General features: G+C 60.8%; 8 protein-coding genes. 3 read left to right on the top strand and 5 right to left on the bottom strand.

The genetic code is table 11. The features are described from left to right. Positions 1-424: 424 nt before the first annotated feature. Positions 425-3,982, bottom strand: coding sequence for an RNA-directed DNA polymerase (locus AC1DYM_RS09265; protein WP_477337683.1), 3,558 nt, complete (start codon positions 3,980-3,982; stop codon positions 425-427). 1,456 nt (positions 3,983-5,438) lie between these two features. On the opposite strand from AC1DYM_RS09265, the gene AC1DYM_RS09260 reads away from it, so the two are divergent. Further along, complete coding sequence (locus AC1DYM_RS09260; protein ID WP_477337682.1) at positions 5,439-5,609, top strand: hypothetical protein; 171 nt, start codon at positions 5,439-5,441, stop codon at positions 5,607-5,609. Between the two features lie 65 nt (positions 5,610-5,674). Here the strand turns inward: AC1DYM_RS09260 and AC1DYM_RS09255 are convergent, their stop codons facing one another. Next, the gene (locus AC1DYM_RS09255; RefSeq protein WP_477337681.1) at positions 5,675-8,107 is read right to left on the bottom strand and encodes a membrane-bound PQQ-dependent dehydrogenase, glucose/quinate/shikimate family; all 2,433 of its coding nucleotides are present in this window, start codon (positions 8,105-8,107) and stop codon (positions 5,675-5,677) included. A 150-nt stretch (positions 8,108-8,257) separates the two neighbouring features. On the opposite strand from AC1DYM_RS09255, the gene AC1DYM_RS09250 reads away from it, so the two are divergent. Next, entirely contained in the window at positions 8,258-9,289 is a 1,032-nt protein-coding gene (locus tag AC1DYM_RS09250; protein WP_477337680.1) for a LacI family DNA-binding transcriptional regulator, read from the top strand. Here AC1DYM_RS09250 and AC1DYM_RS09245 read toward each other — a convergent pair. The 3 genes from AC1DYM_RS09245 to AC1DYM_RS09235 all read right to left on the bottom strand — a co-directional run bounded on the left by AC1DYM_RS09245 (position 9,279) and on the right by AC1DYM_RS09235 (position 12,328). Next, positions 9,279-9,896 (bottom strand): TetR/AcrR family transcriptional regulator, encoded by a 618-nt coding sequence (locus AC1DYM_RS09245; RefSeq protein ID WP_477337679.1) that lies wholly within the window; start codon positions 9,894-9,896, stop codon positions 9,279-9,281. The two genes, AC1DYM_RS09250 and AC1DYM_RS09245, sit on opposite strands and share 11 nt — an antisense overlap. A 121-nt stretch (positions 9,897-10,017) precedes the next feature. Further along, the gene (locus AC1DYM_RS09240; protein WP_477337678.1) at positions 10,018-11,427 is read right to left on the bottom strand and encodes an amidase; all 1,410 of its coding nucleotides are present in this window, start codon (positions 11,425-11,427) and stop codon (positions 10,018-10,020) included. 121 nt (positions 11,428-11,548) lie between these two features. Further along, positions 11,549-12,328 (bottom strand): RNA polymerase sigma factor, encoded by a 780-nt coding sequence (locus AC1DYM_RS09235; protein WP_477337677.1) that lies wholly within the window; start codon positions 12,326-12,328, stop codon positions 11,549-11,551. Positions 12,329-12,384: 56 nt separating this feature from the next. Here AC1DYM_RS09235 and AC1DYM_RS09230 point away from each other — a divergent pair, with 56 nt between their 5' ends. Next, positions 12,385-12,978, top strand: a complete 594-nt coding sequence (locus AC1DYM_RS09230; protein ID WP_477337676.1) for an ATP-dependent Clp protease proteolytic subunit — start codon at positions 12,385-12,387, stop codon at positions 12,976-12,978. The last annotated feature ends 82 nt before the right edge of the window (positions 12,979-13,060 follow it).

The raw sequence follows: 13,060 nt of genomic DNA, 5'->3' as shown, positions 1-13,060 counted from the left end.
CTTCAACCGTGTCTGCAGGGTCTGCAGGGGGCCCGGTAAACAATGGGGTTGCCGCCAGGGGGATTCGGCGGGCGAGCGGGTACCGTATGATCGGTGTTAGCCATGATCGACTTCTATCCAGTGGATTGTGGTTAGCGCGCCAGGGGTGTTCAAGCACCCTTGGCGTGCGTCTCACCGCAAAGCGCGGTGGTCGTCTGCGGGACGTGTGAGCCGACAACGCAGACGACGTAACGAACGTAGCAAAACAACGCTGGGTTGTCTGTAGGCGCAACCGATTGACGCATCAGTTTGGCCAGCCTCCCATTGACTTCCGTGAGTTACCTTCGGCGCACATCCCTTTCAGGGTGGCGCCGCTACCTTGCACGATGCGGGCGCGCCCTAGTGTCAGCGACGAATCTTCTCAAGAGAATCCCGCACCCAATTTTTATGAACGACTAAGTCCGGCAGGTGGCGTCTTGCCCAAGGCGCGAATCCCGGGTTCATGACCACGCGGCGGGATACCTTCCGTTGCCTTAAGTGCAGGTCCAAAGTGGTCAACGTCGATGTCGAATACGTTGACGGACAGTTGCTCCCCACCGTGGCTGTGGGCGATTAAGCGTGAGTGCTCCTTATCATAAGGTGCTTGTGCGGTTGATCCACCGAACTCGCCAGAATTCGCTATGACGATGTGTTGGTACATATGATAGCGAAGTGCAGAAACCATGCTATCGAAGGTCTTTACGTCTCGATTCATCGCCGGGACGACGAACGCGTGCGATAGATCTCGAAGATCCGCAGCTAGCCGAATGTCGGTTGCGTCGTAGCAAATGGCACCAGCTAACCTAAATCGAGTTTTCTCGTCGATCATCAGTTCGATTACAGCTTGATAAGGCCGCCAGGGCTTTACACCTAGTACGTGCTCTTCCTTCGTCAGATTTCCTTTTCCCTGATCGACTTCCACCCACGAGCGCTTTCCGCCGCGACGCTGCGGAACCAGCCAGCGTGCCGCGTTCACGAATGAGCCGTCCTGGGGATTCGAGGCACCTATAAGGCCGAAGAAGATCATCCCTCCAACTGCATCAGAGAACTGTCGCATAAGGTCCTGATCGTCAACATGCACGCTGTATTCGGGAAGAATAACAAGATCGATTGCTGGCTTGCTGGCGACGCCGAGTGCAGACTCGCGGGCCACTATTTTCTTGTAGGCGACTTGCAAGATCGCAGCGAGATGATTCCGGTGTCTCTCTCGAAAACTGGCGTCCTTCAGGCCATCGATTCCATTTTCGAAATCCTTCACCAGCGGCATTAAGCCTTGAACAACGGCAACACGCAGGCTTCTTTCCTTATGGGGAGACCAGGCTACGGGGTAAATGTAGACTGGGAGATCCAAGGCACGTGCGTAGAATTTCGCTTGATCCTCAAGCCGCGCCGTCACGATAGCCGCGAAATCAGCTGGAGCCAGGACCCTATCCATGGCAGTTTCCAGTGGCGCGTCTATAGCGATTCCGGGCCAACTCAGCATTCGGACGAGAACTTCTGACATCCATGGTGTGAAACCTGCGGTCGTTCCACCCAGCGTTGTTGCTGACGACGACATTCCGCTGCGGCGCTTGAGCCACGAACTCCTTATTCCGTGATACCAGCCGACATCATTTCTAAGTAGCCAGTGGTTCGCAGTGAAGTCGAGCTCGCCAGAGGCCGCGGCACGGAGAATTCGGCCCATGGCGTAGAGCCAATCTAACCTCGGCTGACACCAAGCCGGTGTAGCGTATCGGGGGTCCGGCCCGAAACGTCTGGGCCGATATCTTGCGACTAGCGAAGCTGCGCGCGGGTCAACCAGCCGACTCCAGTCGTCGACCCAAATTTCGATTGATAGCGGTGTTACCTTACGAGGCATCGGTTCTTCGGCCTCGAATACCTTAGCCAACGCATTAGCGAGTTGGAGAAGCGYATTTTCTTGAGAGAATGGAGCCGTGTTGTGTGTGAGTACTTCTGCAAGCGGAATCCACACCTTAACCGGCAACTCCTCTTCTCTTCGAAGCCTTGAGTCTAAGTACTGCGCTAGGTAACGGGGCACTATTCCATTCTCGGCCGCTTGGCGGGCTTTGCCAGTCCGCGTAATCGAGAACAGAAGATTTATATCCACTTGACCGATTGTTTCGAACGCCCGAGATATTTCCTTAGTCGTCACGCTGGCTGCAAATGTTCGCATCCAACTAGAAAAGTGCTTCGAATCTTTCAGGATGCTATATCCAACAAGAGCGACGGCGACGGCTTCTTCCCTTCGTATTTTGTTTGATCGAAACCGACCGGCGATATAGTCGGATAACATAGCGTGTTGGGATAGAGCGCTTTCGTCAGACACCACCGAGACTTGGCCCTCGGTAGCGAGCAGAAGAATCGCTTGCTGCTTCGCATACCACGGGGAAGTACCTGCTTCACATATTTCCCTCGCGTAATTGCATAGCCTTGCTCTATATAGCTTCAAGTCCCCTGCGCCGAAATCAGCATCGCTTTCAGATCGGCGGCCCGTCTCCGTCGCCCCTGCTCTTAAGAGTTCCGACACGACGTACCAAGCCACCCGTTCCTCGTGCGTACTTGATGCCCTGTCGGTCTTTGACCTGAGCGCTTCAATTACGGGACCCAGCAGGTCGACCGACGGAAACAGGTCAAGTGCATATAAAAGGACCTGAACAAGCGACGGGTTGAGCGCCCACGAAGCTACGAGGCGACGAGCAGCAACCTCATATTCGTGTAATAGGGCTTCCCTAGCCGTTCCGTCAGCTGTGACCTCGCGCAGGTCGGTCATCGTTCGACGTAGTCGCAACGCCTTCGTGAGGCGAAATGCAGAGAATCGCGTAAGTGTATCGTCCCGAACTTCAAGCTTAGGTATCGCAATCGCACTCAGTGCCAAGGGACGATGTTCCGTCTTCTCTGCCTGTAAACCCAACTCGGCTTGAGACAGAAGGCCATGCAGCCCCGCCTCCACGTGCGTGAGCGTTGTCATATCGAACGGCCCGCTTAGATCCTTTTGCATACTTTGCATTCTGGCTACAACACCGGATTGGCCACCGATAGATGAGTAGCGTTCGACTTCAGTTTTTTTGGTGTTGATATGGAGCCGGGCACCTGATCCGGCGAACCTAGCCAGCCTTCGCTGGAGCCAGTCTTCGACCGCCTTCGCTACTGAACCCTCCGTCACGGCGTGGCTGTGCGTCGATACGACAAGTCGTAGATCATCGACATATCGACAGTAGTCGTGGATCTGAAGTTCGATACTCTTTTTTATCGTCCTCCGAGTTTGAACAGCAGATCCAACGATGCGGTCAAACGGAAGGAGGTAGGCGTTCGCAAGAAAACCAGATGCGACCATGCCTTGCGGAAGCCCGCCTGGCATTTTTCTGTCGCGAAGCAGTGGGGAGAGGCCCTCATCGCGGCTGTCCCAGGAAAAGTTCAGCGACGCGGTCAAGTATTCCCAAAATTTCGCGTCGGACCGAGGCACTTCAGTATTTGAACTAGCGAATTTCCTGTATTCGCGTTTGAGTACACTAACCAATTCTGGAATTTCGATGTTGTCGAAGAATGCACTGAGATCTATTTTCACCACGAAAATAACGGCATCGCTGTCGTCGGCATTTAGTCGAGAACATATGGAAATTGGCCGGTCAATAAATCGCTTGTAGTCCTGTGAGTAGCGACTGTATACGTCCGAGTTCCCCCACGAGAATCTTGCTCTGCTACGTGGTCCGTCGTTACTCCAGCGACAATATAGGCGGTTTCCATAGCTGTAGACGTTATCGCTCCGTGCTTTATCGGGCTCGGAATCAGTATTGCCTTGTGCGGTTTCGATGCAGTCCGCTAGGCAAAGCATTGCGGCTGTAGTAATCGTTTGGTCGCGAATTGAAAGGTGGGCGAGAGGTCGTAAAACTTCCGTTGAGTCTTTGTTTTTCGGAGACCATTCTGGAGAAAAGTCCCATGCAGCGCTCTTAGGCGCTGGAATCATGCGTAGCGGGGCCGGACGAAAATTAGGCCTACGAACGGCTGCCGCCCACTTCTTGAGCGACGATTCCAACGCAACTGCCGAGCAGTCGAGCTCAAGAGAATTCTGGTACCAGTTATGTCGACGCACGTAATTGTGGGCTTTTTTCCAGGCTTGGCCGAGGACAACTACGTCCGTGAGGTATTCACCCCTCGGCGCAAGGGCCTCGTATTTTTCCTTTAGTATCCCCATGCTCGCTCCCTGAATCTGCCGTTGACTGCCCCAGCCCAATGGACGCTGGACTTCGGCAGCATACTTACGCTTGCTTGGGGATGGTAGACGAGGCCCACCTCTCGGGAGCTAATTAGCTCCACTTCGTCTCGGACGGTCTAGGTCCCAATACGGGTTCGTCGAATTCTACAAATGACTGAGCCCAGGGCCGAAGCACCTGGGCTCTACGCGGGAAGATTCGGAAGGGATGTCATCCCCTTCTTCCCGGCCTGGTTGCCACCCCGAGGGGTCTGACCTAGGTCTTGGAGGGTCCGTGTGTTTTGGACGGCCGGAGTCTAGACCAAATAACCAGATGACCGCCATGACGAGCGAAACTCAAGCGGCGCTTGGCGGGGACATCGGGTCTGCACCCATTGGCAAACACCAATGGATGGTCCTGTGTAACGCCTCAAGCGATCTTGGTATCAACGCGCATTGCTGCCGCTTCCCACTGGGTCACAGTGAGATTGAAGCCCTCTAAAAAAAATCCCTCCAGTTTTTGACGGGATACCCGAGAACCCCTGCATTGCTGAACTTTTGCTCACTACACCCGTCTCACACCCTGTATCTGGCCCAGCACGCCGCCGAATGGCAATCGAGCAAGGGCGGATCGTGACTACCAAAGGGAGAGATGGTGGGATTCATGGGCGTAGATCTCAAAGGACACCCAGTGTCGCCTCGTCGCGTCGCGGCCATGGTCATGGCACTCGGTTGCCATGTGAGCTTGTTGATGGTCTTACTGAAGCCGGCATCCGCCCTCACCGATTCTGCCCAGCTTCTGGACGACCAGCGAGCCGTGCTCGAGCTGAGGTTCGTCTCAGTGAGACCCACGACATCGATGCCGTCAGCGTCCGCATCCGGTTCGCGAGGGTCTGGAGCATTAAGTCGCCATCGGGCACCAACGATCGAACGACCGCTGTCACGCACGCCGTCTATCGGAAGCGCCATATTGCCGCTCCCATCTCATCCTCATAGCGTTCCAGCGCCGGGCGCCGTTGGCGAAGCGCTTTCCGCGACTGCTACGCATCCAAGGGCTTCCGCATCCGACCTATCTACAGCGGGCGCGAATGTCTCCGGGGACGGCGGATTCCGCTCGCGCCTGCTCGACGCTCAACACTCGCAGGATGTCAGGGGTGTACCCGGTTCGGATTCGCGACTGGCACCCGGCCTTCAGCTCACCGATCCGATGAACCAAGGTGTCGGCGCCGTCATGCGCGACACGCAACGCCTCTTCGGCATTACCAATCACCATTGCATCGATGTCGAAGTCTGGGAGAGCCTGAGTCCGGAAGAATTGAGCGCCCGGCATCTTTCGCCAGCCGATGTGAGAGGCGAGGCCGAGAAGTATCACTGCAATCGGCCGCTGGGACTCAGCTTCTAGCGCCCAAAAGAAAACCCCCGGAACCTGGACGAATGTCCAACTTCCGGGGGTCGCTTCACGAAGGGCTACCGCTTCGGCAATGCGTAAGCCACCACGTAGTTGCCCTTCGGCGTGTGCATGAAGTGGTGACCCGTCGCGGTGATCACGACGTACTCGCGGCCATCCTGCTCGTAGACCATCGGCATGGCCTGGGCACCGGCCGGCAGCGGCGCGGACCAGATCGTCTTGCCCGTGGTGATGTCGATGGCGCGGATCAGGTTGTCCGTCGCGGCCGCGATGAAGATCAGGCCGGACTTGGTCACCACGGAACCGCCGTTGTTCGGCGTACCGATATCGATCGGCAGGCCGGTCGGCAAACCGAACGGACCATTCTCGCGTGCCGTGCCGAGCGGACGATCCCAGACGGTACGACCGTCGCGGATATCGATCGCGCGGATGCCACCGTACGGGGGCTCCTTGCAGAGCATGCCGGTGAACTTCAGCTGCCAACCCGCGTTGACGTCGACGGCGACCGGGACGCCTTCCTGCGGATCGCCCGCGCCTTCGGCCTTCGCGTCGGCGACGGGATCGTTGAGCACGTCCTTCGCCTTCCAGCCCAGCTTGTCGGCTTCCTTGCGGGGGACCAGACGGGTGTAGTTCGGCATGTCGTTGTAGTTGGCGATGATCAGGCCGCGGGCCGGATCGAACGCCACGCCACCCCAGTCGACGCCGCCGTTATAGCCGGGGTAGTCGATGATCGGCTTGGTCACATCGGGCGGGGTGAACTTGCCGCGGTAGTCGGCCTGCGCGAACTGGATACGGCAGACCAGCTGGTCGAGCGGCGTGATGCCCCACATGCTGGCCGGGGTGAGGTCCGGCTGCGCGACCGAGGCGAACTTTGAGAACGGCTGGGTCTTGCTGCGCGCCGCGGGCTCGAAGCCGCCCTGCGGCACCGGACGCTCTTCCACGCCGAACAGCGACTTGCCGGTCTCGCGGTTGAGCACGTAGAACTCGCCGTTTTTGGTCGGGAAGATGATCGCCGGGACCTTCGTGCCGTCCGCCTGCGGATAATCGAGCAACGTAGGCGGGGAGCCCGGATCGTAGTCCCACACGTCGTTGTGCGTGTTCTGGAACGTCCAGCGCGGCATGCCGGTTTCGACATCGAGCGCGGTCAGCGACGGCGAGTACTTGAGCTCGTCGGCGGAACGCGTGCTCGAGTAATAGTCGCCCGAGGCATTGGCCACCGGTAGGAAGACCAGGCCTAGCTTGTTATCGCCGGTGAACGAGGTCCACACATCGGGCGAGCCGCGTTTGTAGAGATCGTCGCCCGTGCGCGGCGCGGGATCGTTCGGTGCCGCCGCATCCCAGGCCCACTTCAGTTCGCCGGTCTTGACGTTGAAGGCCTTGGTCACGCCGGCGGGGCCGAATGCGCGCTGGCCGTCGACCGTGGTGTGACCGACCACGATCGTGTCGCGGATGACGACCGGCGGCGAGGTGATGGAGACATAGCCGTGATAGATCTTGCCCATGTCCCCGGTGAGGCTGACTTCGCCGTTCTTGCCGAAGTCGGCGCAACGCTGGCCGGTCTGCGCGTCGAGTTCGATCACGCGCGCGTCGAGCGTGCCGAAGATGATCCGGCGATTGCACATCGCGCTGGTGGTTGCGCCCGGGGCGCTGGCACTGGCGGGATCTTCGTAATACGACATGGAGCGGCAGGACGGGGTGTACGGAACCGATGCGGCGGTGATACCCGGATCGAAATCCCACTTGTGCTCACCCGTCGCGGCATCCAGCGCGGACACCTTGTTGAGGTAGCCGCACACGTAGACCATGTTGCCGATCTTCAACGGGGTGTTCTGCACGCCCCAACGCGTATCGGACGGGATGTCGCCGACGGTGGCGGTCCACGCGACCTTCAGGTCTTTCACGTTGGCGGGCGTGATCTGGCTCGCCGAGGTGTAGCGCTGCGCGGCCTGGTTGCCGCCGTAGGCCGGCCAGTCGGTGGACGGCAGCCCGCTCTCGACGGCGGGGCCCGTGTCGGCAACGAACGGATTGTCGGCGATGGCCGGCACGTTGCTTGCGGCAGTGACGTGGTGCGGCACGAAGGCGAGGCAGCCGGCGACGATGAAGGCAGCTACGAGGGTCAGCGGGACGACGCGAGCGGTGCCGCGCGACAACCGCGCGTGCAGCGTCGGCAGGAGCAGCGAGAACGCGATGGCGAAGATCAACATCAACGCGAAGCGCGGTACCCAACCCCAGTAGTCGGCGCCGGATTCCCAAACGGTCCATACCAGCGTCAGCGCGAAAAGGATGCCGAACCAGAGCGTCGCGCGGGGGCTTCGGCGAGCCAGGCCCACGGCGCTGGCAATGCTGAGCAGGCCGGCGATCGCGTAGTACCAGTTACCGCCGAGGCCGATCAGCCATGCACCGCCGACCACCATGAAAAGGCCAAACAGGCCCAGCACGAGCGCGAGCAGACGCCTGCCCCATCGTGCAAGGGCACTCTCAGATGTGTTCATTTCGATCCTTGTGAGGATGTGGGATACGAGGCCCCCTTCCGTCTGGGCCCGGAATATGTGAGGCGCGGCTCTGACGAAACGCCGCGCTGCATAGCTATTCAAGCGTACGCCGCGTGATGGCTCCGTGCAAGGAAATGCTAATCTCGGCGGATGTCACGGTCCCCGCCGCCCCCTCCTGGCGCACCACGCGCGCACGCCTCGTCCACCGCCGTCGCACGCCTTGCGGGGGTGTCGCAGTCGACCGTCTCCCGCGTGTTCAGCGCAGGCGCCGCCGTGTCCGCGGAAGTGCGCGAGCGTGTGCTCAAGGCCGCCGCGGAATTGCATTACAAACCGAATGCCTTACCGGCAATCCTGCAGACGGGCCGATCGGGCATCGTCGCCGTCGTGGTGGGTGGCTTTTACAATCCGTTCTTCACCGAGTTTCTCCGCTGCGTCACCTCCCTGCTTCGCGAACGTCGGATCGAAACCATGCTTGTCGATACGAGCAGCGACGATAATCTCGACGACATCGTCGGCGAGTTGTCGCGTTACCGGATCGACGGTGTGATCAGCGCCCTGGCCATTCGCTCGACGCGCGTGGCGCGGAAGCTGGAAGGCGCGGGTATTCCTATCGTCGCGGTGAACTCGAAGAAGTTCGGCAACCTGCGCACGGTATCCACCGACAATCGTTCCGCGGGCGCGCTGGCGGCGGATCTCCTCATCGATGGTGGTTGCCGCACCCTGGCGTATCTCGCCGGACGCGAAAGTACCGCGCAGAGTGAGCGCCAGCGTGGCTTCCTCAAGCGAATCAACGACAGGCAAGTCGCCCCGCCGCATCAGGTCGTTGCAGGTTTCAGCTACGAGGAGGGGTATGCGGCGGCTGTCGAGTTACTGTCGTCCGGAAGTCGTCCGGATGGCATCTTCTGCGTGAACGATCTGGTCGCCATTGGCGCGCTGGACGCGATTCGCATCGAGTTCGGCCTTTCCGTTCCCGGCGATATCCAGGTCGTCGGCTTCGACGACATCCCCATGGCCGGTTGGCGCGGGCCCGACCTGACGACGTTCCATCAGGATATGGATGCGCTTGCCCAGGGTAGCGTGACCCTTCTCGCCGAGGCGGCGCCGAGCCGGCCGATCGTCATTCCGCCGCGGCTGGTGTTGCGGGGAACGACGCGGCCACGCGATGGTGCGGTCAGGCCTTGACCGGCTTCTTCCGCGTCGATGCTTTCTTCGGCGCTGGCTTCGCCACCTGCGGCAGCAGCCCGGCCGCCCGATAGCTCTCGACCACGGCGTCATAGAGCGACATGTCCGATCGGCTGCGCGCGATAAGCTGTGCGCCCGCGATCGCGGTGTAGATCGCACGAGCGCGTTGGTCGGCGCCCTCGGGGACGACGACGTTCGCTGCTTTCAACACCTTGCTCAGCCATGCGATGTTGATGTCGGCGAAGGAGAGGACTTCCGTCTTCACTACCGACGGTAGATCTTCGACTTCGGCGGCCAGGAAACTGGCGAGGCACAGGCGATTGTCACTGTGCAGGGTCGTGCGGAACATGTCCGGATAACGGTCGAGCGCAACGAGCGGATCACCGGCCTCGGCGAGCATGGCATCCAGGCCTGCCTCGGTGTCTTCCCAGTAGCGTCGTGCGACGGCGGCACCGAGATCCGCCTTGCTCGCGAAGTGGTAGTAAATACTGGCGCCCTTGATGCCTACTTCGGTCGCAAGGTCGCGGAAGTTCAGGCCACCGTAGCCATGCGCCTGCGCGGCGAGACGCGCCGCCTCCAGAATCGCTTCCTTTGCATTCGCGCTCATTGCCCTAGCCTCGTCGCCGTCTCGGAATGGACCGAATCAGGGTTCATTGTAGGTAGTCGGACGCTACCTGCCAATCGACAGGTAGCGCCTGGCTCGACCGCGAAGCAACCAGCAGGGATGGTCAGAGGGACGGATGCAGATCTCGGACGGGGCTGACGGATTCCAGCAGCGACGCGACATACAGCAGGGTCGATTCGGCCTGCCACTTCGCCACCAGCTGGACACCGATCGGCATACCGTCGTGGCTGGTGCCGAACCGTAACGTCAGGCCGGGGAGTCCGGTGACGTTGAGCGGGACGGTCGAACCCATCAGATACGTGGCATCCACGGTCTGGCCGTTGATGACGAACTCGGGCACGCCGTGCTTCTGTGCGGGCAGCGGCTGCACCGGCGTGAGCAGTGCGTCGTAACGCTGGAAGTACTCGGCAAAGCCATCGCGCAGGCGATCGGCGGCCTGTTCGGCCTCGATGAAATCCTTCATCGATGTATCCGGCAACCCCAGCATCGTCTTCGCCATCAGGTACAGCTCGTCGTCGCGCCGACCAGCCGTCGCTTCCTCGAACGCCGGCTTCATCTCCATCACGTGCAAGCGGCTGAACACATCGAGCGCAAAGTCCCGCTCGAGCGCCGGAATGCGCACCTCTTCAACGATGACGCCCTTGCCATGCAGAGCCTCCGCCGCGGCGCGAACCGTCGCCGCCACTTCGGGATCGATGGGCCCGAACCCCGGCTCAATCAGCCAGCCCACGCGCAACGGACCTGAGGGCGATGTGCCGACACCGTTGTCGAAAGCGATCGTGCTTGTGGCGAACGCATCCGCACCGTCAGGACCGACCATGAGCGAATACGCGAGTGCGATGTCGCGGACGCTTCGGGCCATCGGGCCGACATGCCAGAAGCGGCGAGGCGCACGCGGCCAGATGCCCGTCATCGGGATACGACCGTGCGTCGGCTTGAGCGAGGTGATGCCGGTTTGCGCCGCCGGTCCGCGGATGGAGATGGCGAGGTCGGTACCCAGGCCCAGCGGCGACATGCCTGCGGCGATTGCGGCGGACTCGCCGCCACTCGATCCACCGGGCGTACGCTCGAGGTTCCATGGATTGTTCGTACGACCGGAGAGCAGGTTGTCGCTCTCGATCCAGTAGGAGAACTCAGGAAGATTCGTTTTCGCCAGCAGGATTGCCCCGGCGTTCTTCAAGCGGGCGACGCTGGTCGCGTCAGCCTCGGGGACGCGTCCCTTGAAGATCGGCGAGCCCCGTTGGGTCAGCACGCCGGCGGTATCGATGGAATCCTTGACGGTAAACGGAACACCGTGGAGCGGAGCGAGATCGCCGCCAGCCATGACCACGCGCTCGGCGGCTCTGGCGGCGTCGAGCGCACCCTCGGCGAGGGAGACGATGGCGTTGACCCTCGGGTTGGTCGCTTCGATCCGGTCGAGGTGCGCTTGCATGACTTCGACGGGGGAGAGTTCACGGCTACGAATCAGGGCAGCCAGTGCGGTGGCGTCGAAGCGAGTGATTTCAGATTTCATTTTGGTTTCTACCTGTCAAGTGTTAGGTAGAGACTGCGCCGAAGTTGTGACGTCGTCAACCCCTACCTGTCAGTTGACAGGTACTTGGTACATCGAACGATTCTCAGGGGGTCCTTGCGACTCAGACCAGTTCGATGCTGGCCTCGCCGAGCGGTATCCAGGTCGCCGGGCCATCGCCAGCCTGGATGCGCAGGGCCATCTGGTCGCCGACCTGCACCCACGCGGTGGTCGGGACCGTCGCTCCGAAGGCACGATCCGGGACTCTTCCGATGGCAGCCATCGACTGTGGCGCGGCGGTCCGCACCAAGGTCGCCAGTGCGGCCGTCTCGTGACTGATGACCGCCTGCTGACACAGGGCGAATAACGCAGCCCGGTCCTCATCGTCGAGACTATCCGGCGGAACGGCGCGATCGAGGCGGCCAGCCATGCGATGGAGCCGCTGACGCGATGCAAGCTCGCTGCGTCCCGCGAGGGCGCCGAGCTCCGCATGGCTGAAACCGAAAAGCTCGTAGAGCAGCCATGCCGCGACATCGTCGGCAGGCAGGTGATGCACCAGAGTGAGCAAGGCCTCGTCCACGCGCTGGGCCTGCGCCGCCAGATAGTCGGGCTGGTCACCGCCCCATGCCAGAGCGCCGTCGCCCGCCACCCGTGTCAGCACGGCCTGGTAGCGCCCCTGGCGACGCAACTGATCGAAGCACAGATGGCGGAGCACCGTGACGAGCCAGGCTTCCCGGCCGGAAGCCGAGTCGGGTAATACGCGATCCGCGGTACGCAGGTAAACGTCGTGCAGGGCATCTTCAGCCGCGCTGCCGTCACCAAGCCAATGCCCGGCCAATCCGATCAGACGCCGGCGAAGGGCGCCATCAACGGCGAGAGGATGTTCCTGGACAGGGGATGTCACGTTTAGGGCGGCTCGTTCGTATAGGAAATGAAACTACCACACTGGAGTGAGCCCCAATGTTTACCAATGAGAAGGAAAGCGCCCCGCGCGCTGCGCACAACAGCGCGTTTCTGGAAGAGAAAACCTTCCGCGCCCGCACCGTGATGGTCTTCGGTACGGTCACCGATGCGATGGCCTCGGAAACGGTGCGCCGCCTGCTCGCCCTCGATGCCGAATCGCACGAGCCGATCGACATGATCGTGTCATCGCCCGGCGGTCACCTCGAATCGGGTGACGTGATCCATGACGCGGTGCGCTTCATCTCCTCGCCCGTGAATATGATCGGCACCGGCTGGGTCGGCAGCGCGGCCAATCACCTGTACCTCGGTGCGCCGCGTGAACGCCGGTTTTGCCTTCCGCAGACCCGCTTCCTGATTCACCAGCCCAGCGGCGGTGCCGGCGGTGCGGCGAGCGATATCGCTATCCAGGCAAAGGAAATCCTGAAGGCACGCGAGCGTATCGCGGCCGTCATTGCACGGGAGAGTGGCCAGCCTATCGAACGGGTTCGCGAGGATATTGAGCGCGACAAGTGGATGTCCGCCGAAGAGGCCGTGGAGTACGGCCTGGTTTCACGGATCATCGTGCGTCGCGATGAGATTCCGGGGCGCTGATCGCACCAGGAGGTGAAGGTAGCATCCCACCGAAGTCGCGCTATTCTCCAGAACGTTCACGTCCCCAACGAACCGACGGAGA

Source organism: Luteibacter sp. P1_D3 (genome assembly GCF_056406135.1).
The sequence above is the reverse complement of the archived record's forward strand: the minus strand, read 5'-3'. Positions and strand labels throughout refer to the sequence as shown.

Bases quoted from the DNA above. Each gene is read 5' to 3' on its own strand.
- AC1DYM_RS09260 (WP_477337682.1), top strand. From the start codon at position 5,439: ATGCGCGACACGCAACGCCTCTTCGGCATTACCAATCACCATTGCATC.
- AC1DYM_RS09255 (WP_477337681.1), bottom strand. From the start codon at position 8,107: ATGAACACATCTGAGAGTGCCCTTGCACGATGGGGCAGGCGTCTGCTC.
- AC1DYM_RS09250 (WP_477337680.1), top strand. From the start codon at position 8,258: ATGTCACGGTCCCCGCCGCCCCCTCCTGGCGCACCACGCGCGCACGCC.
- AC1DYM_RS09245 (WP_477337679.1), bottom strand. From the start codon at position 9,896: ATGAGCGCGAATGCAAAGGAAGCGATTCTGGAGGCGGCGCGTCTCGCC.
- AC1DYM_RS09240 (WP_477337678.1), bottom strand. From the start codon at position 11,427: ATGAAATCTGAAATCACTCGCTTCGACGCCACCGCACTGGCTGCCCTG.
- AC1DYM_RS09230 (WP_477337676.1), top strand. From the start codon at position 12,385: ATGTTTACCAATGAGAAGGAAAGCGCCCCGCGCGCTGCGCACAACAGC.